At 57.3% G+C, this 24,379-nt stretch carries 26 protein-coding genes; 11 read left to right on the forward strand and 15 right to left on the reverse strand.

Going from position 1 to position 24,379, the window contains the following annotated elements; translation table 11 throughout:
- The first annotated feature begins 10 nt into the window (after positions 1 to 10).
- On the forward strand, positions 11 to 559 hold the full coding sequence (locus Q0778_RS08835) for an LptA/OstA family protein (RefSeq protein ID WP_366519533.1): 549 nt from the start codon (positions 11 to 13) through the stop codon (positions 557 to 559).
- A gap of 35 nt (positions 560 to 594) precedes the next feature.
- On the opposite strand, the gene Q0778_RS08840 is transcribed toward Q0778_RS08835, so the two are convergent.
- The 5 genes from Q0778_RS08840 to Q0778_RS08860 all read right to left on the reverse strand — a co-directional run bounded on the left by Q0778_RS08840 (position 595) and on the right by Q0778_RS08860 (position 6,716).
- Positions 595 to 1,998 carry a sugar transferase gene (locus Q0778_RS08840; protein WP_298335518.1) on the reverse strand — a complete coding sequence of 468 codons (1,404 nt, stop codon included), beginning with the start codon at positions 1,996 to 1,998 and terminating at the stop codon, positions 595 to 597.
- Between the two features lie 118 nt (positions 1,999 to 2,116).
- Positions 2,117 to 3,154, reverse strand: a complete 1,038-nt coding sequence (gene holA / locus Q0778_RS08845; protein WP_298335520.1) for a DNA polymerase III subunit delta — start codon at positions 3,152 to 3,154, stop codon at positions 2,117 to 2,119.
- A complete protein-coding gene (gene lptE, locus Q0778_RS08850; RefSeq protein ID WP_298306914.1) occupies positions 3,151 to 3,666 on the reverse strand; it encodes an LPS assembly lipoprotein LptE in 516 nt (171 codons plus the stop codon). Before lptE ends, holA begins: the two co-directional genes overlap by 4 nt.
- Complete coding sequence (gene leuS, locus Q0778_RS08855; protein WP_298335522.1) at positions 3,666 to 6,173, reverse strand: leucine--tRNA ligase; 2,508 nt, start codon at positions 6,171 to 6,173, stop codon at positions 3,666 to 3,668. Before leuS ends, lptE begins: the two co-directional genes overlap by 1 nt.
- 102 nt (positions 6,174 to 6,275) lie before the next feature.
- Positions 6,276 to 6,716, reverse strand: a complete 441-nt coding sequence (locus Q0778_RS08860) for a DUF3576 domain-containing protein (protein ID WP_298308202.1) — start codon at positions 6,714 to 6,716, stop codon at positions 6,276 to 6,278.
- Positions 6,717 to 7,126: 410 nt separating this feature from the next.
- Between Q0778_RS08860 and Q0778_RS08865 the strand changes: the two genes are divergently transcribed.
- From Q0778_RS08865 to Q0778_RS08885, 5 genes are all read left to right on the forward strand, one after another.
- Entirely contained in the window at positions 7,127 to 7,933 is an 807-nt protein-coding gene (locus Q0778_RS08865) for a hypothetical protein (RefSeq protein WP_298335524.1), read from the forward strand.
- A 115-nt stretch (positions 7,934 to 8,048) separates the two neighbouring features.
- A complete protein-coding gene (gene phbB / locus Q0778_RS08870; protein WP_298306904.1) occupies positions 8,049 to 8,771 on the forward strand; it encodes an acetoacetyl-CoA reductase in 723 nt (240 codons plus the stop codon).
- A gap of 23 nt (positions 8,772 to 8,794) precedes the next feature.
- On the forward strand, positions 8,795 to 9,190 hold the full coding sequence (locus Q0778_RS08875; RefSeq protein ID WP_298306901.1) for a RidA family protein: 396 nt from the start codon (positions 8,795 to 8,797) through the stop codon (positions 9,188 to 9,190).
- A gap of 70 nt (positions 9,191 to 9,260) precedes the next feature.
- On the forward strand, positions 9,261 to 10,094 hold the full coding sequence (locus Q0778_RS08880; protein WP_298335526.1) for an EamA family transporter: 834 nt from the start codon (positions 9,261 to 9,263) through the stop codon (positions 10,092 to 10,094).
- Positions 10,095 to 10,236: 142 nt separating this feature from the next.
- Positions 10,237 to 10,881: a PilZ domain-containing protein gene (locus tag Q0778_RS08885; protein ID WP_298335527.1), complete on the forward strand. Its 645-nt coding sequence runs from the start codon at positions 10,237 to 10,239 to the stop codon at positions 10,879 to 10,881.
- Positions 10,882 to 10,908: 27 nt separating this feature from the next.
- Here Q0778_RS08885 and Q0778_RS08890 read toward each other — a convergent pair whose 3' ends face one another.
- The gene (locus tag Q0778_RS08890; protein WP_298335528.1) at positions 10,909 to 11,670 is read right to left on the reverse strand and encodes a DUF4019 domain-containing protein; all 762 of its coding nucleotides are present in this window, start codon (positions 11,668 to 11,670) and stop codon (positions 10,909 to 10,911) included.
- A 132-nt stretch (positions 11,671 to 11,802) separates the two neighbouring features.
- On the opposite strand from Q0778_RS08890, the gene Q0778_RS08895 reads away from it, so the two are divergent.
- Genes Q0778_RS08895 through Q0778_RS08905 form a run of 3 tightly spaced genes read left to right on the forward strand, consistent with a single transcriptional unit; the run spans position 11,803 to position 12,661 of the window.
- Positions 11,803 to 12,012 (forward strand): TIGR03643 family protein, encoded by a 210-nt coding sequence (locus Q0778_RS08895; protein ID WP_298335530.1) that lies wholly within the window; start codon positions 11,803 to 11,805, stop codon positions 12,010 to 12,012.
- Positions 12,009 to 12,248 carry a ribbon-helix-helix domain-containing protein gene (locus tag Q0778_RS08900; RefSeq protein ID WP_298306883.1) on the forward strand — a complete coding sequence of 80 codons (240 nt, stop codon included), beginning with the start codon at positions 12,009 to 12,011 and terminating at the stop codon, positions 12,246 to 12,248. Before Q0778_RS08895 ends, Q0778_RS08900 begins: the two co-directional genes overlap by 4 nt.
- On the forward strand, positions 12,248 to 12,661 hold the full coding sequence (locus Q0778_RS08905) for a GNAT family acetyltransferase (RefSeq protein ID WP_298335532.1): 414 nt from the start codon (positions 12,248 to 12,250) through the stop codon (positions 12,659 to 12,661). The genes Q0778_RS08900 and Q0778_RS08905 overlap by 1 nt, the downstream gene beginning before the upstream one ends.
- 9 nt (positions 12,662 to 12,670) lie before the next feature.
- Here the strand turns inward: Q0778_RS08905 and murA are convergent, their stop codons facing one another.
- Complete coding sequence (gene murA / locus Q0778_RS08910) at positions 12,671 to 13,954, reverse strand: UDP-N-acetylglucosamine 1-carboxyvinyltransferase (RefSeq protein ID WP_298306877.1); 1,284 nt, start codon at positions 13,952 to 13,954, stop codon at positions 12,671 to 12,673.
- 128 nt (positions 13,955 to 14,082) lie between these two features.
- On the opposite strand from murA, the gene galU reads away from it, so the two are divergent.
- On the forward strand, positions 14,083 to 14,961 hold the full coding sequence (galU, locus tag Q0778_RS08915) for a UTP--glucose-1-phosphate uridylyltransferase GalU (RefSeq protein WP_298335535.1): 879 nt from the start codon (positions 14,083 to 14,085) through the stop codon (positions 14,959 to 14,961).
- A 103-nt stretch (positions 14,962 to 15,064) separates the two neighbouring features.
- Here galU and Q0778_RS16350 read toward each other — a convergent pair whose 3' ends face one another.
- Positions 15,065 to 15,391, reverse strand: a complete 327-nt coding sequence (locus tag Q0778_RS16350; protein WP_366519534.1) for a winged helix-turn-helix transcriptional regulator — start codon at positions 15,389 to 15,391, stop codon at positions 15,065 to 15,067.
- Between the two features lie 212 nt (positions 15,392 to 15,603).
- On the opposite strand from Q0778_RS16350, the gene Q0778_RS08920 reads away from it, so the two are divergent.
- Positions 15,604 to 16,014 (forward strand): carboxymuconolactone decarboxylase family protein, encoded by a 411-nt coding sequence (locus Q0778_RS08920; RefSeq protein ID WP_298335536.1) that lies wholly within the window; start codon positions 15,604 to 15,606, stop codon positions 16,012 to 16,014.
- Between the two features lie 131 nt (positions 16,015 to 16,145).
- Here Q0778_RS08920 and Q0778_RS08925 read toward each other — a convergent pair whose 3' ends face one another.
- The 7 genes from Q0778_RS08925 to Q0778_RS08955 form a co-directional block, all read right to left on the reverse strand.
- The gene (locus Q0778_RS08925) at positions 16,146 to 17,885 is read right to left on the reverse strand and encodes a flotillin domain-containing protein (RefSeq protein ID WP_298306868.1); all 1,740 of its coding nucleotides are present in this window, start codon (positions 17,883 to 17,885) and stop codon (positions 16,146 to 16,148) included.
- Positions 17,886 to 18,004: 119 nt separating this feature from the next.
- A complete protein-coding gene (locus Q0778_RS08930; RefSeq protein WP_298335537.1) occupies positions 18,005 to 18,649 on the reverse strand; it encodes an OB-fold-containig protein in 645 nt (214 codons plus the stop codon).
- A gap of 454 nt (positions 18,650 to 19,103) precedes the next feature.
- Positions 19,104 to 20,393, reverse strand: coding sequence for a cytochrome P450 (locus Q0778_RS08935; RefSeq protein WP_298306862.1), 1,290 nt, complete (start codon positions 20,391 to 20,393; stop codon positions 19,104 to 19,106).
- Positions 20,394 to 20,396: 3 nt separating this feature from the next.
- On the reverse strand, positions 20,397 to 21,929 hold the full coding sequence (locus tag Q0778_RS08940) for an acyl-CoA synthetase (RefSeq protein ID WP_298336143.1): 1,533 nt from the start codon (positions 21,927 to 21,929) through the stop codon (positions 20,397 to 20,399).
- A 282-nt stretch (positions 21,930 to 22,211) separates the two neighbouring features.
- The gene (locus tag Q0778_RS08945) at positions 22,212 to 22,946 is read right to left on the reverse strand and encodes a M23 family metallopeptidase (protein ID WP_298335539.1); all 735 of its coding nucleotides are present in this window, start codon (positions 22,944 to 22,946) and stop codon (positions 22,212 to 22,214) included.
- Positions 22,947 to 23,104: 158 nt separating this feature from the next.
- Positions 23,105 to 23,896 (reverse strand): ferritin-like domain-containing protein, encoded by a 792-nt coding sequence (locus Q0778_RS08950; RefSeq protein WP_298335541.1) that lies wholly within the window; start codon positions 23,894 to 23,896, stop codon positions 23,105 to 23,107.
- Between the two features lie 6 nt (positions 23,897 to 23,902).
- On the reverse strand, positions 23,903 to 24,376 hold the full coding sequence (locus Q0778_RS08955) for a peroxiredoxin (RefSeq protein WP_298335543.1): 474 nt from the start codon (positions 24,374 to 24,376) through the stop codon (positions 23,903 to 23,905).
- Positions 24,377 to 24,379 lie beyond the last annotated feature (3 nt).

Here is a 24,379-nt window from a genome sequence, read left to right on the forward strand (position 1 = left end):
GGAGCGCAAATTGTCCAAGAAATTCGGTAAGATCGCTTTGAGTTGGGCCGCGGGTGGCATGGCTTTGGGCGCAGTGCTCGCAGGCGGCATGGCACTGCACGCGCAGACCATCGCCTCGCACAATACGCGTGCACCGGTTTCCTTTGACGCAGGCACCATCGATTTCGACGACCGCGCCAATCGCGTGGTGCTAAGCGGAGGGGTTATCGTCAATCAGGCAGGGCTTACTGTGCGCTCCAACCGCATGCTCGCGACTTACACCGATGACGGCTCACTCGATGTGCAACGCATCACTGCTAATGGCGGGGTTGTAGTGACCAGAGGCAATGAACGGGCCTCAGGCGATGTTGCGGTCTATGACTTTGGACGCCGGATTATCACCATGGCGGGTGACGTTTCCTTGAGCCGTGGCGGCGATACCCTCAATGGAGGTCGCTTGGTGATCGATTTGACCAGCGGGCTATCGACAATCGATGGCCGCGGAACTGGAAGAAACACCCCCGGTGAAGAAAACTCTGAAGGCCGTGTCACCGGTACCTTCACTGTCCCGCAAGACTAACGCTCAACCGAAAACCGGCCTCACCGTCGTCCTGGCTAGTAGGCATTCACATGGCGCAGAACCAAGACGGTCTTTAGGACGATCTCGATATCGCGGCGCAGTGACCAGCCTGAGATATACTCAAGGTCCGACTGCAAACGCTCGGTAAGATCCGATTCTCTCTCTGTTGCACCACGGTGCCCACGCACCTGTGCAAGGCCCGTGAGGCCCGGTTTCAGGCAATGCCTGCGCCAATATTGCGCGTCGACTTCCCAGAAAAACTTGTTGTTGGCCCGGCTCCCCAATGCGTGCGGCCGCGGACCCACAATCGACATATCGCCTTTGAGCACATTGATCAGCTGGGGCAGCTCATCGATGCTGGTCTTCCGAATTAAGTCACCAATGCGGGTGACCCGATTGTCCTCACGGCACGTGGAGCACGCGCCCTCTGAGTCGCCTTTCTCGGCCTTCATCGAGCGGAATTTGAGCATGTTGAAGAACGTGTTGCCCCGACCCATGCGACGCTGGACGAAAAGCACCGGCCCACCGTCATCGAGCTTTATAAGCAGCGCGATCAAGAGCAGTAGTGGCGACAATATCAGCACTGCGCCTCCTGCCACGGTCATATCAAACATGCGCTTCAAAATGCGCGAACGCAGTTTCAGCGGTCCAATGGACACGATCTGAGTTGTACGATCCTGCGTCTCATAGCGACGTATACCAAGAGCGCCCAATTCATGCGAAGGCCGACTGACTATCTCTCCATGGACGCCAGCGGATTTGAGCAGAAACGCCCACTGCGCTCGCCGCTCTCTTGGGGTGCTGACCACAACTTTGTCTTGATTTTGCAGAAGTTTGCCGAGGCGGTCGAACATGAAAGGATCGTGGCTGGTCGGGTCAAGACCATAATCCGCTGCTAAGATGGTTTCGCCATTTCCGGCGCTGAAGCTCGGCCCACCGTCATCGATCACCAACTCATTCGTGGTCCGCCCATCCCAGAAATGGTCGATAAAGGTCGCCATCACGCGGCGGAACAAGAACAAGCCAAGAACTGCCGAAAGGAGGCCCAAGGTCACCGACACCCGCGAGAACTCTGCGTTCGACTTAGTGTAGAATGCCAGAAAGTTTACAAGCGCGGTCGACACAGCAAGCGCCATCAACACGCGTTTGGAAGCGAATATCCAATCCCCCAAGGACCGTCCGCTGTAGCTTCCATTGTAAAGAGCAATGGTAAAGAAAACCGGCAACAGCGCCTGCACGGCGAGCATATTGCGCGGCCCCCACCATGACCCTTCGTAAATCAATCCGGCAAACGCGAAAGCCAATTGCAGAAGGGCTGCGTCAATAATCATCATCACCAGAATCGCGCGCAAACGGCGCGTTTCCAGCGATGGCGCGATTGGCCTCGCCAGCTTTTCCGATTGCACTGCATCAAGCAGTACACTGGTCTGTTCATTCATGTCCCAGCGTTTGCCCCCACAAACATCCCAGATACGACACCGTTAACAAACGATACCAAGTTTCGCGAAAAAGGGAATTTTTGCGGGTTCGCAAAAGGACGTCTGTCAAAGAGTGCTACTATTTCGCCGCAAATCTGGCGATTTGAGACAGGTCCTGAGCCAGCAACAGCTCCGCGGCCTGCGAGTTGGCGAGCAGGCTCTGGTGCAGCGCGGTCAGGCGCGGGATTAGGCGATCGAGCTTGGCGCGAGGCCAACGGTTAAGCTGTTGACGAATCTCACGTTCTTCTTTCCAAAAAATACCGAGCTGAGCCTTTTCACCTTTGCCCAGATTGTCAAATGAACCCCGTGTTCCCAGTTTTGCGGTGATCTGCGTCAATTGAGCCGCGCGCCGCTCAATTGCCAATAAGAGGCCCACCGGATTGAGCCCCAGCTCCTTCATCCGCTTGAGTTCACCCGGTAATCTCCCAAGCTCCCCGCCAAGGACGGTGTTCACCACGGGGCCAAAGCCGTCATCCTCGGTAGGAGCGCCTATTTCGGCATATTCTTGCGGCGTAGCGGTCTTGGGCGTTTGCAAGGATGCGTCCAGATAGAGCGCCAGTTTGTCGACTTCGGACTGCGCCAGACGCACATCGAGGCCTGCCGCGCGAGCGATTCGTTCGGCCATATCGCCCCCGAGTCGCAGCCCTGCCGCATCCGCCATCGCCCTCACAGCGCCAGCGACGCTGGGCAAGTCAGGGGGATAGAACATGGTGATGAGAGCATCCGGGCGCTTCTCGAGCAGCTTGGCGGTGCGCGATTTGTCGGTGGCCGATGTAGCAACGACGAGAACCGGCGCGGCATCACCCGCCCCCGCATCGCCCGTTTCAATCAGAGCTTTGAGTGCATCGTGAGCCTCATCACCTGTGACGCGGGCGAGGATATGGCGCTTGTCGCCGAAAAGCGATCCTGAGCGCGCCTCGTCACCGAGGAGTGCCGGATCGCGTTTGAGATCGCCGCCGGATAGTTCGATCCTCTCGCCAGCGTCAGGGAGAGCGGCGATCACTTTGTTGGCGGCTGCCGAAGCGCCTGCCTCATCGGGACCGCAGAAAAAAAAGATCGAGGCTTGGGTTGCCGAACGGGGGAGCCCCCTTGCGAACTCGGAGTGCTTTGCCTTCATTGGGCGCTAGCGCGCTCACGCTCCCGGAGCGTCAACGCAACCTGCGTCACCATCCGGCTCGCGACTTCCTGCGCGAGATTTTCGAGCGCGCGCTGTTCAGCAGCGATCGTGGCGTATTCAGAAGACACCACATCAATACCCGCATCCGAACCAGCGGTGGCATCAAGCAGGATCTCGCCAGTGGTGAGATCGACAAGCTGATAGCGTGACCGGAGAATCCGCAGCTCGCGGCTGATCGTATCATCGTTGAGCACACCCAGCGCCTCAAGCGCATCGTCGAGCCTTACATCGAGACGATACCGGTACCCGCCGACGTCACCAGCGGCCCCCAACCGTTCTTGCAGGGCATTGCGCACCAGCCAACCGTCGCGCCCCGGAATGGCGGGAACGTCAATAGCCGCCAAACCCTGTGCAACGCCGCTCGATGCTCCGCCTGAATAGAGCGGCTGCAATCCGCACCCCGAAAGGGGGAGCCCAAGAGCAAGAGCGATAAAGAGAGAGCGAAGCAGCATCAGGTGACGATATTAACCAGCCTATCGGGCACGACAATGACTTTGCGAACTTCTGCACCGTCGAGTGAACGCTGCACCTTCTCGCTTGCGAGCGCCATCGCCTCCAAATCCTCTTTGGATGCGCCTTTTGGGGCGGTCAAAGTGTCGCGCAATTTGCCCTTGTGCTGAACCGCGATGGTGACCTCGTCTTCGACCAGCATCGCCTTGTCGTGTTCAGGCCAAGCCGCATCGGCGAGCAGAGCGTCTGCGCCCATTTTGGCGTGCGCTTCTTCAGCAAGGTGAGGCATCATGGGGCTCACCATGTGAAGCAAAGCGCGAATGGCGAAATTGCGAGACTCACTTGGGGCCGCTTTCTCGGTGGCGGCAGTGAGTTCATAAATGCGGGCCACGGCTTTGTTGAAGCTGAGTGCTTCAATATCCTCGGCCACTGCAACGATGGCTTGGTGAGCACGGCGCGCGAGCGGTTTGTCTTCGCCGGCCGCGCTGTCGTCGAACTGATCGAACAGCCGCCACAGACGTTGGACAAAGCGGTAGCAGCCCTCAATGCCAGCCTCTGACCATGGCAGATCGCGCTCAGGCGGAGAGTCTGACAGCATAAACCAGCGCACAGCGTCCGCGCCGTATTGTTCAATGATATTGTCAGGGTCGACGACGTTCTTCTTCGACTTCGACATTTTGATGACGCGGCCACGTTCAACCTCTTCCCCGCCCTCAAGAGCAAAGGCCTTTTCGCCATCGATCCGAACTTCAGAGGGAGAGAGCCAACCCCGTTCACCTAAACGGTAAGTTTCATGTGTGACCATGCCTTGGGTGAAGAGCGAGGCGAAGGGTTCTTTCACATCGAACTTGCCGATGTGTGCAAGCGCGCGGGTCCAGAAACGTGCGTAGAGCAGGTGCAAAATCGCGTGCTCGATCCCGCCGATATAGTGCTCAACTGGCATCCATTTGGCGATTTCATCTGCATCAAACGGCGCATCATCGGGCTGCGAGGCGAAGCGCAGGAAGTACCACGAGGAGTTGGTGAAGGTGTCGAGCGTGTCGGTTTCCCGGCGCGCTTCGCCGCCGCATTTCGGGCAAGCGCAATGCTTCCACGTCGCATGACGCTCGAGCGGATTACCGGGCGTCTCGAAGTCGACATCCTCGGGCAGAGTGACCGGCAATTGATCCTTGGGAACAGGCACGATGCCACAAGCATCGCAGTGGATGAATGGGATGGGCGTGCCCCAATAGCGCTGGCGCGAGATGCCCCAATCGCGCAGCCGCCAAACGGTCGTACCCTCGCCCCAACCGCCATCCTCAGCCCGCTTGATGATCTCGGCTTTGCCATCCTCAACGCTCATGCCATCAAGGAAATCAGAGTTGACGCAGACACCGTCGCCGGGTTCCGCCTCGTCGCCCATCGGGGCGGAGGCTTCGGAGAAATCCCTGGCGATAACCCGGGTGATCGGCAGCTCGTATTTGGTCGCAAATTCGAAGTCGCGTTGGTCGTGCCCCGGCACGCCCATTATCGCGCCAGTGCCGTAATCCATCAGAACAAAGTTCGCGATGAGCAAGGGCATGGGTTCGCCTGTGAACGGGTGCTTAGCGGTGATGCTAGTGCGGTAGCCAAGCTTCTCTGCCGTCTCCAACGCAGCCGCCGTGGTGCCGCCTTTCTTGCATTCCTCAATGAACGCAGCGACTTCAGGTTCACCCGCAAGTGCTTGCGCGACCGGATGGTCAGCCGCAACCGCCACAAAGCTTGCGCCGAAAATCGTGTCAGGCCGCGTGGTGTAAACCGGCAAAGTACCCCCGTTCGAAAGGGAGAACCCAAATTCGAGCCCTTGGCTCTTGCCGATCCAGTTTTCCTGCATCAGCTTCACCTTGTCAGGCCAGTCTTTCAGGTCACCCAGACCATCCAGCAGGTCTTCGGCAAAGTCAGTGATCTTCAAGAACCACTGGTCAAGCTTGCGCTTTTCAACCTCTGCACCTGAACGCCAGCCTTTGCCGTCGATCACCTGCTCATTGGCAAGCACGGTCATATCAACCGGGTCCCAATTGACCTCTGACGAACGCCGATCAATCAGGCCAGCCTCATACATATCAAGGAAAAGCGCCTGCTCATGACCGTAATACTCTGGGTCACAGGTTGCGAACTCTCGCGTCCAATCGAGCGCAAAGCCGATGCGCTTCAACTGCGCTTTCATCGCCTCGATGTTGGATCTGGTCCAGGCGCCAGGGTGGACCTTCTTTTCCATCGCCGCGTTTTCTGCTGGCATACCGAACGCGTCCCAGCCCATGGGATGAAGCACTTCAAACCCGCGCATCTTCTTATAACGCGCCAGCACATCGCCCATGGTGTAATTGCGCACGTGACCCATATGGATGCGGCCCGAAGGATAGGGAAACATCTCAAGCACGTAGGACTTGGGTTTCTCGTTGTTGGAATCAGCGGTGAACGTACCTGCCTTATCCCAAGCGCGTTGCCAGCGCCCGTCAGCTTTGGACGGATCGAATCGTGTGTCGGTCATGGGAATCTCGCTAACGCGCTTCATGGCAAGCGCAAGGGGGCGCACAATGCCGCCCCCGGTTTCCGTGTTTTCTGAAAACCCGCTCCGAAGAGCCGTAGCGGATTACGCGCCGGAAAGAGCCTTGCGCCGTAGGTCGCGCGCCTTGGTGAGAATGATGTCCTCAAGCTTCTGAACGGTCGCCGCCTGAACCGGCGCATCCACCCAGTTTCCGCCCTGTGAAACTTGGCGGTTGGCGGTCACCCGCAGAGCATCGGCGCGCAAATCCTGATCGAGAATGGCGACGAAGACCTTGACCCGCTCTTCGGGATTCGAAGGGTTCGCATACCAATCAGTTACAATCACGCCGCCATCGCTGTCTGCCGAAGCGAGCGGCGCAAAGCTCAAGGTTTCCAAAGCCCCGCGCCACAGGAAGGCATTCACACCAATCGTGTTGATCTGAGCGGCCGCGAGCTGCGTACGAGGACGATCCGAGCCGCCGCACGCCGCAAGGCCTGCAATAGCAGCAGCGCCCAGCGCCAATTTGGTGGCGCCCGAAAGTGTAATTGGCGAAAATGCATGTTTTGCGCGTGTCACAGCGAAATGAATCCCTCTTTGCGTCGTGGCTCACGCTCTATACCGGGCATGAGGCTCGCGGCAAGCTCGCTTTCTCGAACGGCACGCCTCCATCCACGCATTGTGCGCTAGTTTGCGCTGCCTTTCTGAGCGCTGAATTGGTCTATTAAGCGTTGAGCGGTGATCCCCAGACTTCCGTTTACGTCACCTTTCTGTGTGCTGCGCGCAACAGGTCTATGGTTAACACTGGCCTAAGGAGAAGAAGGGATTGCGTGGAACTCTGTCATACTTCTACCATTTTTTGATCGTAATCGCATCGAGTCGCTTGAGATCGCTTGAATTTGTCAGCGCAGGTTCAGGCAAAATCTGGTCAAATATCGGCGTAGGATTTTGGAAGAGTAGTGAAACAGTCGCAAATCAAGACAGCAGGCAAGGGGAGTGAGCACAAGCGCGCTCCAAGGCCGCTGCTTGGGTTGGCAGCTGCACTGACTTTCGGCCTTCCTTCTGCTGGTCTCGCGGTTGTGGATCTGACTGAGAGCAATCTCGACTCAAATGCTTCGGCCTTTGAACTGTTCACGCCTGCATCGGTTGATCCTGAATTGGCCGCACGGGTTGCTGAGAAAGCACGAGAGCGCGGCATTCGGTTCACTCCCAGCGGATCAAGCATTTCACGCAGCGAACGGACAGTGACGGTTGCCGTCCGGATTGACGAAGATATCGCTCAGGCGATTTCTGTTCGCTCCGCAATCGATACATCATCTGGCCTCGGCAATGAGATCGCTGGCGTTCAAGCGAACCGCTTCAACCTTGGCACATCACGCGGCTATCAGACATTTGCTCGGGCGCAGACCCCTCCAACGGCACCGTCGGGTCGGACTGTTGCTCTCGATAATGTTCGTGATATCGGAATGCCCGATCTTGCTGACTTTGAACCGGCTCAACCCACCCGCGTTGACAAGCCAAGTCGGCTACAGCCTCGCATTGAACTCGGCGATGAACGCATTGCCGGGCGGTCTCAGAACACTCTAGATGCACTTTCCGCACAAACCGTCGACCTTGGTGGCAGCTTCCGTGTTTCGCGCAATCTTGACGTGACCGCTGGTGTTCGGCTGAGCCAAGAGCGTGATCGTTTGGACAGTATCGATCCATTGACCAATTCGGTGAAAGACAATCAGGCAGTCTATGTCGGAACCCAAATCCGCTTCTAATTGAAGACAGTCTCTTAGACATTGGTATGCATAGCCCCGCTCCGGCGGGGTTTTTTGTTGCCCGACGCTACGGCATGGCTAATCTCGCGACTCAAAGCAATCAAGGGAATCAGTTGTGAGCAAAGTAGCGATAGTCACCGGAGGAACACGCGGAATTGGCGAGGCAATTTGCCAACGTCTCAAACGCCAAGGCCACACTGTCATTGCCAATTACGGCGGCAATGACGAAGCGGCCGCCGCCTTCACCAAGGAGACCGGCATACCCTCCTACAAATGGGATGTGGGCGATCATGAGGCTTGCCTTAAAGGCTGCGCCAAGGTCGCCGAAGATCATGGGCCCGTCGATATCGTCGTCAACAACGCCGGGATCACCCGCGACGGAACTTTGCATAGGATGAGTTATGACGATTGGCACGATGTCATGCGCGTCAACCTGGGTGGATGCTTCAACATGGCGAAAGCCACCTTCCCCGGTATGCGCGAGAGGAAGTGGGGACGCATCGTCAACATAGGCTCGATCAATGGGCAAGCGGGCCAATATGGTCAGGTTAACTACGCGGCGGCGAAATCCGGCATCCACGGCTTCACCAAAGCCCTCGCGCAAGAAGGCGCGAAGTTTGGCGTAACCGTCAACGCAATCGCTCCCGGCTATATCGACACCGATATGGTTGCCGCTGTGCCAGAGCCCGTGCTTGAGAAAATCGTCGCGAAAATCCCCGTGGGACGACTGGGCCATGCCGAGGAAATCGCGCGAGGCGTTGCCTTCCTCACATCCGACAATGGCGCATTTATGACCGGCTCAACCATGAGTATCAATGGCGGCCAGCACATGTATTGATCGCGAGGCTTCGGGAGGATCCCATGCAGAAAACAACACACAATCCGACCCCTTGGCTGCAGGGCTTCGGGCTGAACCACGGCGTCGAAGTGAAAGGTGGAGAGCGCACGCTCTATCTCTCAGGCCAGACCGCGAGCGATGCCGAAGGCGCGCCGCTACACCCGGGCGATATGGTCGCTCAGTACAAAGTCGCTTGGCAGTGCCTGATGGATGCGCTTGCGTCTGCCGGGATGGATGCAAGCAATCTGGTGCGGCTCAATTTCTACGTCACCGATGTGCCAACCTTTATGGCAGCCGCTGAAGAAATCATGCCGATCCATGGCGAGGCAGGGGCCGAAATCGTCTCTACCTTGCTGGGTGTGAAAGAGCTGTATCACCCTGACATTATGATCGAAATCGAGGGCACAGCTGTCGCGTAAGGCGGCGAACCCGAATAACCATCACATGCCGGTTGTGGTGCCCAAGTGGCTTCGATAGGGCGCCTGGTACGTGTCAAATCTTGCCCTCATCCTCCTGCTTGCCGCCGCCGCGATCCATGCTGGCTGGAACGCACTGGTCAAAAGCGACATGGACCGCTTCCGCTCCATTGCCATCATCGCAATCTTTGGAGCGATTGGGGCAATTGCCCTGCTGCCGTTCTTCCCGGCACCGGCACCTGCAAGTTGGCCCTTCCTGATCGGCTCTGCTGCTATCCAGGTCGGCTATTGTTTTGCTTTGGTGCGCGCCTATGACCATGGGGACTTAGCCAGCGTCTACCCGATCGCGCGTGGCAGTGCTCCGGTCTTCGTAACCGTCGGCGCCGCTTTGTTCGCGCGCGAGATTCCGACCACACCCGGCCTGATTGGCATCGCGCTGGTATCGCTGGGTATAATCACACTTTCGCTCGGTGCAGGACGGCCAAGCGCCAAAGCCATCCGCGCAGCCCTCATTACCGGTCTCTTCATCGCGGGCTACGCGCTGGTTGACGGGATTGGAGTGCGCCGCGCAGGCAGCGCGATGGGATACATCGTTTGGCAAGCGGCACTCGCTTCGACCCTCATAGCTCTGTCTTACGTGGTCACGCGCAGGGCCGCACCCAAGATGCCCGGCGGCAAAGCCTCTGTTGCGCTTGGCGTTGCCGGAGTCCTGTCCGCTGTGGCCTATGGGATTTCGGTATGGGCGATGAACCTTGCCGCCATGGGAGCGGTGTCCGCGGTGCGCGAAACCAGCATTCTCTTCGCCGCGCTTTTCGGAGCAGTGCTGCTCAAGGAAAGGCTCACGGTGCCAAAGATTCTTGGTATTGTTGTCGTGACCGCCGGAGTGATCACCCTCTCGCAAGCATGATCTACGTGGGCGAGAACCGCGCAAATTAGGAGTTTCTTAACTCTCTTCGCCTAAATTCTCTTAAGACAGGTTACGAAGGTGTAAATGCGCTGGGGCACTTCCCATGCACGCTGCCTTCACCAGCGCTTGAGGAGCGAGGACGGTGGAACAGTCTAGCCCAAAAGAAACCGGTGCCGAACAGCGCCAATCACACCGCGCGGCCCTCATGCTGCGCCGTGCAAAGCTGGTGTGTCAGAGTGGGGAATATCTCTGCCTGATTCGTGACGTATCCGAAAAAGGCATCGGCCTTGGCTTCCTTCACGATGTGCCGCCCGAACCTCGTGCTCTCCTGCAACTGGCCAATGGCATGACCTATCCGGTCGAGCGCGTTTGGGCTCAGTCGCGCCAGGCTGGCTACCGCTTTGGCTGCACGATTACATTGGAAGAGTTCCTGCGCGAAGAAGGCCCACACCCAATCAGGCCGCTGCGTCTTAACATAGAGGGCCCGGTCCGCATTCAGGACGGCCGGGCCGCTATGGAAGCGACCCTTGTCGATCTTTCTTGCGAAGGCGCCAAGATTATCTGCGAAGACGATCTTCGTTCGAAGGGCTTGATTAGCTTTGAGCTTCCCGGCCTTGCGCCGCAATTGGCATCGATCCGTTGGAATGAGCGAAATCATTTCGGCCTGCAATTCCAGCACCCTCTTTCAAGTGAGGAGTTGGCCGAATGCGCCCATATGCTCCAGCCTTTTGGCGATGCGAAAAAGAGCCGCTTTGCAAAACTTCTGGCGAAGGCACGAGCGGCATAGCCACCGCAGCTTCGAATTCACAGCAGTCTATTCGATCAGATAACCAACAACTCTCAGACCATCTGCTTCACGCTCCAGCGTGACAGTTTCGATCGCCGTACCTCCGTTCTCAAACTTGGTTAGAAAGCGCACAAGCGTGAAGCCATACGGCGGTGCGTTAACGAACTCGGTCTTGATCGCCTCACGCGCGGTAACCGAACCAAGCGGTGTTCGAACTTCTTGCGACGCAGCCTGCCACCCTTCAACCGTATTGGGCGTCCGAAAAGCCGCACCAGCCGCCTCATAACTTGCTTGCCAATCAGAATCATCGACCAGAGCAAGCCATGCGCGCGCAGCCTCTTCAGGTGCAGCATCAACCTGAGCCAATTGAGCGGTTGGCCCCTGAACGTTCGGAGCTTCTAAATTCGGCGCACCCAAAAGGGTCACAACAACAGCGAGTGCAATAGCAGACATGACGGCAATACCTCCAATCCATAGAGCCCTGTCAGAGCCCTTTTTGACGATGGCGGCAGGATCACTGGCAGCGGTCGGATTTGCATCCCCTATTTCCTCGCATACAATATTTTCACCTGCTCTCTGGGCTGCTTGAGCCTCAAGATGGACCAGCTTGCGGGCGGCTTCGCGACTGCTCGTAACACCCAACTTCCTGCGAGAATTGCGCAGACGTTCATTGATCGTGTGAACAGAAAGACCGAGTTCGCGCGCCGCAGATTTTGCATCATGCCCGCGCGCAATCAGGCGCAGCGTTTCATTCTCTTTGTCGGTCAATCTGTCCAGCGAAGTGGTCATGAAAGAACCCTACAAAAAGCCCGACTGGAGAGACCACCCCAAATTTCTTGTAGGTGCCAATCCCCGCTATTGCTAATCGCGGCCAAGCGATGGGATGGTGGGTTAGAATAAACCCTGCAAAGGAATATCCCGATGTCTCTCAACCTCTCTAATGCTGACATTAGTGCCATCATCGAAATGGCGTTGAGTGATCATATGCCGTTTGCTGTGATCGAAGCCGAGTTCGGGCTTAAGGCAGGCCAGGTCAAAGAGCTGATGCGCGATAATCTCAAACCCGGCAGTTATAGAGCGTGGCGCAAGCGCGTGCGCACATTTGCTGACCGGCGCGAGAATTACAAATGAGCGCAGATGTGCCTTACCACCCGCCGGTCAAACGCTCGATTGCGATTGAAGGCCATCGCACTAGCATAAGCCTTGAGCCGGTGTTCTGGGACATGCTGAAAGCTGCGGCGCAGGAAGCGGAGATACCAGTAAGCGCGCTGGTCGCCAAAATCGACGCTGAGCGCATCCAATCCAACACCCCCCCGGGATTAGCGAGCGCGATCCGGGTGTGGTTGGTGGTTAAGGAAATCGAATAGTGCAGATCATCCCATATGAAGATCGCCATTTTGCGGAAGTCGACCGATTGTGGCACGCAGAGTTTCCCAATGACCCGGAACGCAATCGCGCTCCGCAAGCCATCCCTAAGAAGCTGGCCCAGGCTGACGGCCTTTTCTGGGTCGCCCTTGATGAGAACGGCGATGTGATCGGGACTATTATGGCGGGATGGGACGGGCACCGAGGCTGGCTCTACAGCGTCGCCGTCGCACCCAGTCACAGAAACGCAGGGATCGGCACGGCGCTTGTGAACACTGCTCTCGATGAGTTGAGAGACCGCGGTTGCATCAAGGTCAACTTGCAGGTTCGCAGCAGCAACAAGGCAGTTGTCGAGTTCTATAGGACGCTTGGCTTTGTGACTGAACCCATGGTGAGCATGGGGCGTACGCTCTAGATATTCAGCCTAGTCGTCCACCCGCTCAATGTCCGCACCGAGCAATTGGAGCTTTTCCTCCAACCGCTCATACCCGCGATCTAGATGATAGATACGGCGCACGGTTGTCTCGCCCTCTGCGGCAAGCGCTGCAATGATGAGGCTCATCGAGGCGCGCAGATCAGTTGCCATGACCTCTGCGCCAGTGAGGTCTGCTGGGCCCTTCACGATGGCCGTTCGCCCTTCGGTCGCGATGTCTGCGCCCATCCGGGCAAGCTCTGGAACGTGCATAAAGCGGTTTTCGAAGATCGTCTCTTTAAGGACGCTGGTGCCTTCCGCCTTGCAAAGGAGGCTCATCAGCTGAGCCTGCATGTCGGTGGCGAGACCCGGGAAAGGCGCTGTCGTAAGATCGACCGGCTTCAAGGATCCATTGGCGCGCACTGTCACGCCTTTCTTGTCTGCCTCAACCTCAACACCAATCGTGCGAAGGGCAGAGAGGGTGGAGATCATATCCTCTTCGCTCGCGCCTTCGAGCCGCACCTCACCGCCCGTAATGGCTGCGGCACATGCGTAGGAGCCCGCCTCGATCCGGTCAGGCATGACCTTATAGGTCGCACCGTTCAGACGCTTGACCCCGTGGATGGTGAGGTCGGAAGAGCCGATCCCTTCGATCTCAGCGCCCATCGCGACGAGCAGATTGCACAGGTCGACAATTTCAGGTTCGCGCGCAGCACCTGTCAGGCGACTGGTTCCATTGGCAAGCACCGCTGCCATAAGCGCATTCTCGGTCGCACCCACAGACACGACGGGAAAATCAAAATCGCCGCCCGGAAGTCCGCCATCGGGCGCAATCGCTTTCACATATCCTGCGGTAAGTTCAATCTCCGCGCCAAAGGCTTCAAGCGCCTTCAAGTGGAGGTCAATCGGCCGGTTCCCGATAGCGCATCCGCCCGGCATCGAGACCGTCGCCTCACCCATCCGTGCCAGCATCGGGCCAAGCACGAGGATCGAAGCGCGCATTTTGCGGACAAGATCGTACGGCGCGACCGTCGAGGTAACGCGGGCGGCTTGATAGGTGACAATCCGCCCGAAATCCTCAGGTCGATTGTTGCCCTGAATGCTGACCGTCACACCGAACTGGCCCATCAAATGCTGGAAACCGTCAATGTCTGCCAGTCGAGGCAGGTTGCGCAATGTCAGCGGCTCTTCGGTCAAAAGCGCGCATGGGATAAGCGTCAGCGCTGCGTTCTTCGCACCCGATACTGGGATAGTGCCCGAAAGGCGGTTGCCGCCCTTGATGATCAATTTGTCCATATGGCGTGCCTTAACGAAACTGCGCTATCGCGCAACTGAACGAAAACGAACCATTCGCATGATTGACGCAAGTGCCATGGCAAGGCACGGGGTTCCCAACGATTGTGATCGATCTAGGGGCACCACTCATGAGCCGAAAACCCATCAAGAAGGCCGTATTTCCCGTCGCGGGGCTCGGCACGCGCTTCCTCCCCGCCACCAAAGCGATTCCCAAAGAACTCCTGCCGATCGTAGACAGGCCGCTAATCCAATATGCGGTGGACGAGGCGCGCGAGGCGGGGATCGAGCAAATGATCTTCGTCACTGGACGCGGGAAGACCGCCATCGTCGAGCATTTTGATGTCGCTTATGAGCTCGAGGACACGATGAGTGCGCGGGGAAAGGACATGACCGTACTTGAACCCACTCGCGCGACCCCTGGCGATATCATTACCGTGCGCCAACAGGTGCCAATGGGCCTTGGCCACGCAATCTGGTGCGCGCGCGCGATTGTGGGGGATGAGCCCTTCGCGATCTTCCTCCCCGATGAGCTGATGATCGGGAAGAAGGGCGGCACCGGCTGTATGAAACAGATGGTCGATGCCTACGAACAAACCGGCGGCAATCTGATCAGCGTGCTCGAAGTTCCGATGGAGGAGGTCTCCAGCTACGGCGTGATTGCGCCGGGGACCGAGAACGGCGCTTTGACTGAGGTCACCGGATTGGTCGAGAAGCCGCCAGTGGCAGAGGCGCCGTCAAACAAGATCGTCTCAGGCCGCTATATCCTGCAACCCGAAGTCATGCGCACACTCGAGACACAGGAGAAGGGTGCAGGCGGCGAGATCCAACTTACCGATGCCATGGCCAAGATGATTGGCGACCAGCCCTTCCACGCGGTGACCTTTGACGGGAATCGCTATGACTGCGGCAGCAAGTTGGGTTTCGTTGAGGCGACTTTGGCGCTGGCGCTGGAGCGTGAAGATTTGGGCGTGGATGTAAGGGCGATGGCGATGCGGTTGCTTGGCTGACTCCCCAATGATTGAGAGCGTTTTCTCTGCCTCTGCGCTTAGCTGAATGTCAATTGAGGACTCTGGAAGCATAGCCGACAGTCCAACCCTGGGCTGTTTGTTCTTAGGCGAGCCAATCTGCCCAATCATTGGCCCATCGATCAAGCGGCAGCAGCAAATCAGAGAGCGATCGACCATAGTTGGTAAGGGCATATCCATGACTCGTGAGCTCAACTAGGCCGAGCTGCCGAAGATCCTTTAGACGATTATTGAGAGAAGTCGGGGAGACTTCTTCGCAGAGACTTTGCAGCTCCCGAAAGGTGCAAGGGTTATTATTACTCAGCTCCCAGATCACTCTAAGGGCCCAGCGCTTGCCCAAAGCTTCGAGCAATACCATCACAGGACGACCGCTCGCCGAACTCTTCGTCGCTTGACCCGGACGCTTAACCATACAAACCCTCTTGACGCTACGTAAATTGTAGCACAATAACCGCTACACTCTTTGTAGCAGTGAGGTGACACATGTCCAATCGGCTAATTCCGCTCGAACCCCCATTTTCCGCAGATGTCGCAAGAATCCTAGCGAAGTTTCCCCAGCAAGATGGCTATCTTCTGTCCCTTTTTCGCACTTTTGCGAACAGCCCTCGCTTCCTTGCAAAGGCTGTGCCCAATCTTCTGGACAAGGACAGTCCTCTTGATTTGCGTAGTCGAGAGATCGTTATTCTCAGAACCACTGCGAACCGGGGATGTGAGTACGAATGGGGGGTTCATGTTGCGATCTTCGGTGAAGCGGCCAAACTAACCAAAGAGCAAGTGCACGCAACCGTTGTCGACAATCCGACTTGTTGGACGTCTTCAGAACTTCGTCTGATTCAAGCGGTGGACCAGCTTTGCAAACAAGCCGTGCTCCATGATAACGTCCAAGAGCAATTCATCACAGACTGGGATACCAAAGAGCAGCTCGAAATTCTCGCGCTGGTTGGAAACTACACCACCATTAGCCTCGTTGCCAATGTGGCGGGCTTGCCATCAGAGCCATTCGCTACACGTTTCCCTCTAAAAGGTAGTGGTTGAAGTCGTTACGTCCCGTTCCACACCCAATTTCAGCTCAATAACTCATACGTTTACCAACGATATGAACGCCAACGAAAACCCCGCCGAACCCAAGGGCACGGCGGGGTCTTTGTTTGGGTGAGAAGCTGGCCTTATTCAGCGGCTTCGCCATGGCTGTCATCGCCAAGGCGCTCTTCGGCTTCCTGAACCTGTTCAGCAACGTCCGACATAATCTCCACAAGCGACTTGTCATTTGCAGGGGCAATCTCGTCCGCTGCCCCAGCTGCAAGACTGCCAAGCGATGAGCCATCAAGGCCAAGCTCTTTCATCAGCCCGTCAAGCACAGGGGCCTGCGCGCGGTAAGCAAGAGCTGCGGACACCGCGTCACTCGCCAAGTTTCCCGAGCCACCTCCGGCTCCCGCAGGGGCACCCGATGAACCGCCACCGTTTTGGGTAAGCCCATCGACCTGAACGATCTTGATCGAGTCGATTGCCTCCATCGGCTTGGCGCTTTCCTTGATGACTTCAGGCAGCACTTTGAGAAGAGCAAGCTTCGTTTGCAGGCTGATCTGATCCATCGATAGGATGTTCGCCGCCTCGTTGACCGCTTGTTGACCAGCGGCCTCAACCTCGAAGCGAACACGGTCGGCTTCGGCGCGCAGGACTTCGGCATCGGCCTCACCCTTGGCCTCAAGCCTTGAGGCTTCCGCGCGGTTCGTGGCTGCGTCTTTTTCCGCTTCCGCCTCGACCTTGATCGAGATCGCATCGCGCTCGGCAACTTTCGCCGCTTCGATCAGCTCGATCTTCTTCTGACGCTCGGCAACCTCGCTTTCCCGGCTCGTCACAACCTGTTCTTCAGCGGCCACGGCCAGAGCCCTTGCGGCGTCCGCCTCGGCTTTCGCCTGGCTTTCTTCGCGAGACTTGTTCTGGACCTCGATTTGCTGCTCTTGGCGAGCAATTTCGAGAGCGCGCGTTTGATCGATCCGGGCCTCCTCAACGAGACGATCAGCCTCGATCTGCTGCGCGTCGACTTGCTTTTTGGCCTCAATCTTGGCGGCGTCCGCTTCGCGCTGACGTTCGGCCTGTTCACGGGCGATTTCAGAGGTTTGTGCTGCACGCCTCACTTCAACTTCGCGCTCCTGCTGGAGGCGGGCGTATTCGGTGTCACGGCCAATCTCGAACGAGCGTTGATCGGCCTCCAAGTTCTTGCTCTCCATCTGGACACGAGTGTCCTGCTCAATATCGTTGCGCAGTTTTTTGCGCGCCTCGATTTGTTCGGTGAGCTTGGTGAGACCTTCGGCGTCAAACGCGTTGTTGGCGTTGAAGTGCTCGATGCTGGTTTGGTCGAGACCGGTCAGCGAGACCGATTCCAGCTCCAGACCGTTCATCGCAAGGTCGTTGGACGACACTTGCTGCACCTTCTGGACGAAGTCTGCGCGTTGTTCGTGCAGCTCGTTCATGCTCATGCCCGCGGCCACCGAACGCAGCGCGTCGACGAACTTACCTTCGACAAGGTCTTTGAGCATTTCGGGTTGCATCGTGCGTTGACCCAGCGTTTGGGCGGCCATCGCAATGGCTCCTCCATCGGGGCGCACGCGGACGTAGAATTCTGCCTTCACGTCGATCCGCAGGCGGTCGAGCGTGATCAATGCTTCGGTATCTTTGCGTACAACGGGAAGCACAAGCGTGTTCATGTTCACGGGCATAGTTTCGTGGAAGACCGGGAGCACAAGCGCGCCTCCGTTCATCACGACTTTCTCACCGCCGACGCCAGTTCGCACGAATGCGATTTCCTTGGACGCCCGGCGATAGAGCGAGGTGAGGACTACAAAGATGATCAGTAGGACGAGGAAGCCCAGGCCGACCATTATGGCAAGATCAAGAATATTCATTTTCCCTCCGTTTGTATGTGGCGCGCGCTGGTCTGCATTTCGGGGTGCTGACTACGGCGCGCGCGGTCTTGATTGATTTGTGACTCAGGGGGTTCCCAGAGTCCACCAGCGTCTTGAGACTATCTCAGAGACAGCATTGGGTTTTCATACTGGACGCCAAAGAAGGTTTGTCCCTCGCGGCGGACCAGCATGACGGTTTCGCCTTGTTTAAGCGTCGCTTCTGGATCGTTGGGCTCAACCATCACGAAGTGTGGATGGCCATGCCGATCGATCACTTTGGAGCGCGCAGGCGAACCTGCTGTCGCTTGTCCCAGTTGGATTTCTGCATCGCGGCGCACGAGGCTATCAAGCCCCACCGCACTGGATTCATCCTGCGGCAAAAGCCGGGCAAGCGGCCGGGTGAGCGCGCCCGTCACGGGAAGCGCCGCGGCCCCAGCACCGATGGCAGCGAGCCATGCGGGGAATGGTGCCCCCAGAGTGCTGACAAGCACCTGCTGACCCACGACGCCGATCACCGTGAAGGTGAACAAGAGCACAGAGAGCCAGATCAGAAACGGCACTCGGCCAATGCCAAACACGGTTTGCAGCGCATCAAAAAAGCCGCCAGCCGCCGTCGGATCAGCCTCTATATCGACATCAAGGTCAATATCCGCATCCGCGCCTTCGAACATATCGCCCATGCCAATGACCTGAGCGAGCGCGATAAAGACCAGTAATATAGCCGCAGCTGCGAAAGGCAGATTGTAGGCTTCTAGCAAAGTCATAAACTCACCTCCTTTTCATAAAGGGAGGCGGTTTTCACGAATTGTGCTCCGAAGAGTTCTTGGCTCGTAAAAACGCCTCCACCTTCACAAAAAGCGGCGCGCTTCCAATTGCATCCCATGAATGCGGTGTTAACAGATGTTGCCTGTAAAGAACAGTAAAATCGGATATGTTGTTTCAATAATTCGTATTCGGATAAGATATTTCGCATGAGGCCTTGAATTGTTGCGGATGCATCCCCACATGTAAAGCTTGATTGCGCAGGACCTTCTTCTGACGGGTCGTTTTCCTACACACAGGACTGGCGCTAAAGCCTTCTTATGGCGCGCTACATCATTCCCACCCCTCTGCCTCATATCTGGGCCAGAGTGAGGTCAGCACTTTTCTTCCCTTAGACAGTGTCTCAAGTGTCTCAAACGCAGCGTACAGGCGCCCACTCGCGTGTAAGTTTTTCTCTCAAGCCGGGTTGATTCGCAGAGGTAGAGTTTTCAAACCACCAACGAAGGTGCTGTTCGAGCGCTTGGCCTCGCCCGCAGGCTCCACCGTTTCGATCCGATCAAGCAGCGTCTCAAAGAGGATGCGCATCTCAAGCCGCGCCAGATGCAGGCCGAGACATTGGTGCGCGCCTGCCCCAAAGGCGAGGTGGCGATTGGGGGTGCGGGCCGCGTCAAACTTGCGCGGGTTTTCGAACTGCGCGGGGTCATGATTGGCGGCAACATAGTTGATCATCATCCAGTCGCCCGCCTTGATCTGTTGCCCGCCGACCTCGACGTCCTCAGCAGCGGTGCGCATGAAATGTTGCACGGGAGAGGTCCAACGGATCGCCTCTTCGACGATACCGGGCAGGAGCGAACGGTCCGCCTTGACCCGTGCAAACTGCTCTGGGTCATTGGCCAAGGCCATCATTGCGCCCGCTGTAGAAGCGCTGGTGGTGTCGTGGCCTGCGGTTGCAACAATGATGTAATAGCCGGCCAAATCGCGCGGCGGCAGCGGTTTGCCATCGACCAACGCATTGGCGATAACGCTCGCCACATCATCGGTGGGGTTTGCCCGGCGGTCCTCAGCGAGAGCAGCGAAGTAGTCTTCAAAGCTCTTCACCGCGCCAGAGACAAGCTGGAGCACTTGCTCAGGCGACATATTGTCCATGCCAGTGCCTGAAAGGTCTGCATCCTGTCCGCCGAACATCTGCTGGGTCAGCATCATCATGCGCGGCTCATCCGCCTCGGGAACCCCAAGGATCTGCATCACCACATGGAGCGGATATGGACCCGACACCTCTTTGACGAAGTCCACTTCGGGGCCAGCTTCAAGCATCCGATCCACGGTGCGATGCGCGAGATCGCGGATCTCGGCCTCAATCTTGGCCAGATTGCGCGGCATAAACCAATCCATGGTAAGCTTGCGATACTTCGGGTGGATCGGCGCATCGAAGACCACAAGGCTATCGACCAGCATGTTCGATCCCGTCGCAGCCTGCGAGAACGCGGTTGCCTCACGCGTTGAGAAAACCACGGGCTTCGGATTGTTGAGGAAGGTTGTATTGTCCTTCGAGACCCGCATCACATCTTCGTAGCGCGTGATTAGCCAGAAGGGTTCGAACACGTCGTCTTCTGCGACAACTTTGGCGACCGGCATCTCTTCGCGAAGGCGATCAAAGGTGTCGAGCACGCCGTTCCATTCGGCGTAGCTTTCAGGAGCGATAACCTCGCGCGCGATGTCCTCTGGCAGGATTGCCGGATGGCTCATGGCTTACCCTTCCGCTTTCGCCGCATACTCATCACGAAGCTCGCGTTTATAGAGCTTGCCATTGGCCTCACGGGGAAGCTCCGGGCGGAAATCGAACTGTTTGGGCATCTTGATGCGCGCAAGGTTTGGGGCAAGGAAGTCGCGAAGCTCAGCCTCAAGCGCATCGCCCGCATCAGCCATATCCATGGGTTGAACCACCGCGACAACTTTCTCACCCAGCTCAGGGCACGGCGCTCCGATTACGGCTGCGTCCATGATCTTCTCATGGGTGACGAGCAGGTTCTCAATCTCCTGCGGATAGATGTTCACCCCGCCAGAAATGATCATGTGGCTCTTGCGATCGGTGAGGAAGAGATAGCCCGCCTCATTCACATGGCCGATATCGCCAAGCGTCATCCAGCCCTTTGGATGCATCGCTTCTTTCGTCTTCTCCGGGTCCTTATGATAACTCGGCAGAAGGTCATTCTCGAAATATATGAGCCCGTCTGTGTTGGCGGGAACCTCTTCGCCATCCGGGCCGCAGATATGGAGCTTGCCATAGATTGCTGCCCCAACAGTGCCGGGGTGCTCCAACCACTGCTCGGACTTGACCAAAGTCATGCCGATCCCTTCGGACCCGGCATAATACTCATTGATGATTGGGCCCCACCATTCGATCATTTCGTGCTTGATCGGCACCGGGCATGGAGCAGCTGCGTGCAAAGCGCGCTGGTGCGAGGACAGATCATAGCGAGCGCGCGCTTCGGGATCGAGTTTTAGGAAACGCACAAAGTGGGTAGGCACCCATTGGCTGTCCGTGATCTTATACTTCTCGATCGCCGCCAAAGCATCTTCGGGGTCGAACTTTTCCATCACCACAATCGTACCGCCCAATCGTTGAGCAGTTGAGGCCCAACCAATCGGGGCCGCGTGGTAGAGCGGTGCGGGGCAAAGATAGACCATCGAACCATCCGCCGGCATACCAGCGCCCATGATCGCAAGCCCCATCAATGGAACTGCAGCCTGAATGTCCGGGTCGGCCGGGGGAGCGGGACGAACGCCTTTCGGGCGACCGGTCGTTCCAGAGGAATAGAGCATCACTTGGCCGGGCGCTGGATCTTCCACTGGCTTTGGCGAATGCTCATCAAGCGCCGCTGCAAAGTCGTCGTCGCCCCCGCCATCAGTCAAAAGGACTTCAAGGTCTGGCAATTCGGTGCGAATACCCTCAAGTACGTCAGCATAGGCTGGTGAGGTGATCAGAAGCTTGGCTTCCGCATCACGCAGAATGTAGGAGATTTCAGGAGCCGTCAGCCGGGTCGAGATCGGCACAAGCATCGCGCCGCAGCGCTGCGAACCCCAAATGAGCGGGAAATACTCCATCCGATTTTCCAGCAAAACTCCAAACGCCTCACTGCCTTCAAACCCGCGCGCGCGCAGCAAATGTGCAAAGCGATTGGAAGCCTCGTCCATTTCCTTGAAAGTCATTTGCGCACCGCTGCCCGCCATGATTACGGCAGGATGATCAGGGCGCGCCGCCGCGTGGGCGATCGGGTGCATACTCATCTCTATCTCTCTCCAACGCAGTCGCTCGATTTAGGCGAGCCGACTGAAAACAGTCCCTTGCGGCAACCTAACGAAGCGCTTGCTGCGCTCAAGCGATTTCGTGACGGAACATGCGCTAGCGCTTGATTGGATGAGGCCAAGGCTTGAAACTGGCACAAAAAAAGGCGGCGGGAAAACCCGCCGCCCAATCTCGGACACCCTCTCCAATGTCCGACCCGCTTCCAGGCGGGCATCTTTTACCCACTCGAAAGTGGGCCATAATTCAAATTACGAGACTTACTCTCCGCCAGCACCAACCCGACGACGTCCTGGAAGGATTTTGCTCTCCGCTTCCACAACCCGGGTCTCTTGTCTGTCGGCTACCATATAGTGAACGGGATTAACTGCAACCCCGTCAACGCGCACTTCATAATGAAGGTGCGGGCCAGTCGACCAGCCAGTCGATCCCACATAACCAATGACTTCGCCTTTCTCTACGCGATCGCCTGCGGCAACAGCGAGACGCGAAAGGTGCGCGTAGCGGGTTTCCAGCTCTGCGCCATGGTCGAGCTTGATATAAAGGCCATAACCGCGGCCCCAGCGCGCCAGTTCAACAATGCCATTTGCGGTGGCATAAACCGGTGTTCCTGTCGGTGCCGCGAGATCAACGCCCTTGTGCATACGGCGTCCACCCCGAACAGGGTGGTTGCGCATGCCAAAGTTGCTGGTCATCCGTGCACCATTGACGGGCGTCAGAGAAGGTACGGAAACAGTAGGACGCTCAAACACAGGGACGGGTTCGCTTTGCGGTGTTGACTTCGCGCCTTCAATCGAAGTCCAGCTGGCAAACAACTCGCGGAAGCGCTCATCGCCATTGGCGAGTGTTTCGGCCTGCGCTTCACGCACTGGTGCCGTCACATCGGCAGCCGTATTGGCAGAAGAATTGGCATGTGCGGCCGGGCTGAAAAGAAGCGTCGTCGCAGCGCACACGGCAGCGATTGCTTTCGAAATGGGACGCAATAGCGTGCTCATGTAAACCCGATCCTATCCGGCGGTTAGCGCCACTCACAATTTCCCCGCGCCAATGTTTTGTTCTTTAAGTGAGGGTGCAAACCTCAAACAGCTTGGGGAGAATCCAAGTCCCTCTCAATGGCCTTGAACTCGTACGAGCTTGTTATCGGTGTGATTCGTTAAACTGCAATGTCTTCGTAAAAGTCCCGCGACAAACCGGCTGCAAGGCGCGCTGAGTCGTTGAACGGAGGTTTTACGGGGCCTCTGAAATGCTTGCGCACGAGGGATTTCCAAGCAGATTCGGGTGACTCGCCTGAATCTGCGACGACCCGTAAAAAGTGTTTGGTGCCAAAACCAACATGGCGAATCTCGTCGTCAAGTATACGTGCCAGAATGCGCGCACCGTGCTCATCCCCTACGGCCTTGACCCGCTCAAGCGTAGCCGGAGTAACATCCAAACCACGTGCTTCGAGGACCATTGGGACCACCGCCAACCGCGCCGCAACATCATGCCGCGTTTCATGCGCCGCCTCCCACAACCCACCATGCGCCGGCAGTGCGCCATAGTGGCTGCCTAGGCTCTCAAGCTTGCGCGCAAGCAGCGCAAAATGCATCGCCTCATCGGCCGCGACGGAGAGGAAATCAGAAACAAATTCCTCGCCCATCTCACCACCGAAACGCCCTGCCATATCGAGGGCGAGATCAATTGCTACAAATTCGATGTGGGCGAGCGAATGCCAAAGTGCAATGCGGGCCCGTTCGGACCCAAACTTCCCGCGCTTGGGCATTTTGTTGGGCGGGAGGAGCTCCGGATGCTTCGGCCTTGCTGGCTCATCCGGCATCGAGGCATCAAAGGAAAAGGCAAGCGAACCCTGCCGCCAACGCCGCGCCACATCGCGGGTTGCAAAACACTTGGTGCGCGGATCGCCCGTCAAGAGCGCATCGCGAATGGCAGAGGCGACCGATTGCATAAGAAGTTAAAGCGCCTTTGCCGCTGCCAATACTTCCTCAGCGTGCCCTTTGACCTTCACCTTGTTCCAAATCTGCGCAATCTTACCATCCGCGCCGATAAGATAGGTGGTGCGGACCATGCCCATATAGGTTTTGCCGTACATCTTCTTTTCCGTCCAAATGCCCAACGTGTCAGAAAGTCCGCCTTCCTCTGCATCGGTTGCAAGCGGCGTGGTCAGATCATGCTTTGCGATGAAGTTCTGGTGCTTTTTCGCGCTGTCCTTGGAAATGCCGAGCAGTTCTACGCCCGCTCCATCGAACGCGCCTTTCAGGGCGGTGAAGTCTTTCGCCTCGGTAGTGCAGCCGGGCGTGTTGTCCTTGGGATAAAAGAACAGCACCAATTTCTTTCCTGCAAAATCGGATGGTTTCACCGTGCCTCCGTCGGGGGATTCCATCGCGATATCTGGGAGCGTATCGCCGGCGGCAGGAAAATCGGTCATCGT

It is taken from the genome of uncultured Erythrobacter sp., from assembly GCF_947502395.1.
GTDB lineage: Bacteria > Pseudomonadota > Alphaproteobacteria > Sphingomonadales > Sphingomonadaceae > Erythrobacter.

Coding starts and splice junctions, on each gene's coding strand:
- Q0778_RS08940 (WP_298336143.1), bottom strand. CDS start 21,929: ATGCACCCGATCGCCCACGCGGCGGCGCGCCCTGATCATCCTGCCGTA.
- lptE (WP_298306914.1), bottom strand. CDS start 3,666: ATGCTGCTTCGCTCTCTCTTTATCGCTCTTGCTCTTGGGCTCCCCCTT.
- murA (WP_298306877.1), bottom strand. CDS start 13,954: ATGGACAAATTGATCATCAAGGGCGGCAACCGCCTTTCGGGCACTATC.
- Q0778_RS08875 (WP_298306901.1), top strand. CDS start 8,795: ATGCAGAAAACAACACACAATCCGACCCCTTGGCTGCAGGGCTTCGGG.
- Q0778_RS08890 (WP_298335528.1), bottom strand. CDS start 11,670: ATGACCACTTCGCTGGACAGATTGACCGACAAAGAGAATGAAACGCTG.
- Q0778_RS08925 (WP_298306868.1), bottom strand. CDS start 17,885: ATGAATATTCTTGATCTTGCCATAATGGTCGGCCTGGGCTTCCTCGTC.
- holA (WP_298335520.1), bottom strand. CDS start 3,154: ATGAAGGCAAAGCACTCCGAGTTCGCAAGGGGGCTCCCCCGTTCGGCA.
- Q0778_RS08945 (WP_298335539.1), bottom strand. CDS start 22,946: ATGAGCACGCTATTGCGTCCCATTTCGAAAGCAATCGCTGCCGTGTGC.
- Q0778_RS16350 (WP_366519534.1), bottom strand. CDS start 15,391: ATGGTTAAGCGTCCGGGTCAAGCGACGAAGAGTTCGGCGAGCGGTCGT.
- Q0778_RS08840 (WP_298335518.1), bottom strand. CDS start 1,998: ATGAATGAACAGACCAGTGTACTGCTTGATGCAGTGCAATCGGAAAAG.
- Q0778_RS08935 (WP_298306862.1), bottom strand. CDS start 20,393: ATGAGCCATCCGGCAATCCTGCCAGAGGACATCGCGCGCGAGGTTATC.
- Q0778_RS08895 (WP_298335530.1), top strand. CDS start 11,803: ATGTCTCTCAACCTCTCTAATGCTGACATTAGTGCCATCATCGAAATG.
- galU (WP_298335535.1), top strand. CDS start 14,083: ATGAGCCGAAAACCCATCAAGAAGGCCGTATTTCCCGTCGCGGGGCTC.
- Q0778_RS08950 (WP_298335541.1), bottom strand. CDS start 23,896: ATGCAATCGGTCGCCTCTGCCATTCGCGATGCGCTCTTGACGGGCGAT.
- Q0778_RS08955 (WP_298335543.1), bottom strand. CDS start 24,376: ATGACCGATTTTCCTGCCGCCGGCGATACGCTCCCAGATATCGCGATG.
- leuS (WP_298335522.1), bottom strand. CDS start 6,173: ATGACCGACACACGATTCGATCCGTCCAAAGCTGACGGGCGCTGGCAA.
- Q0778_RS08900 (WP_298306883.1), top strand. CDS start 12,009: ATGAGCGCAGATGTGCCTTACCACCCGCCGGTCAAACGCTCGATTGCG.
- Q0778_RS08930 (WP_298335537.1), bottom strand. CDS start 18,649: ATGACTTTGCTAGAAGCCTACAATCTGCCTTTCGCAGCTGCGGCTATA.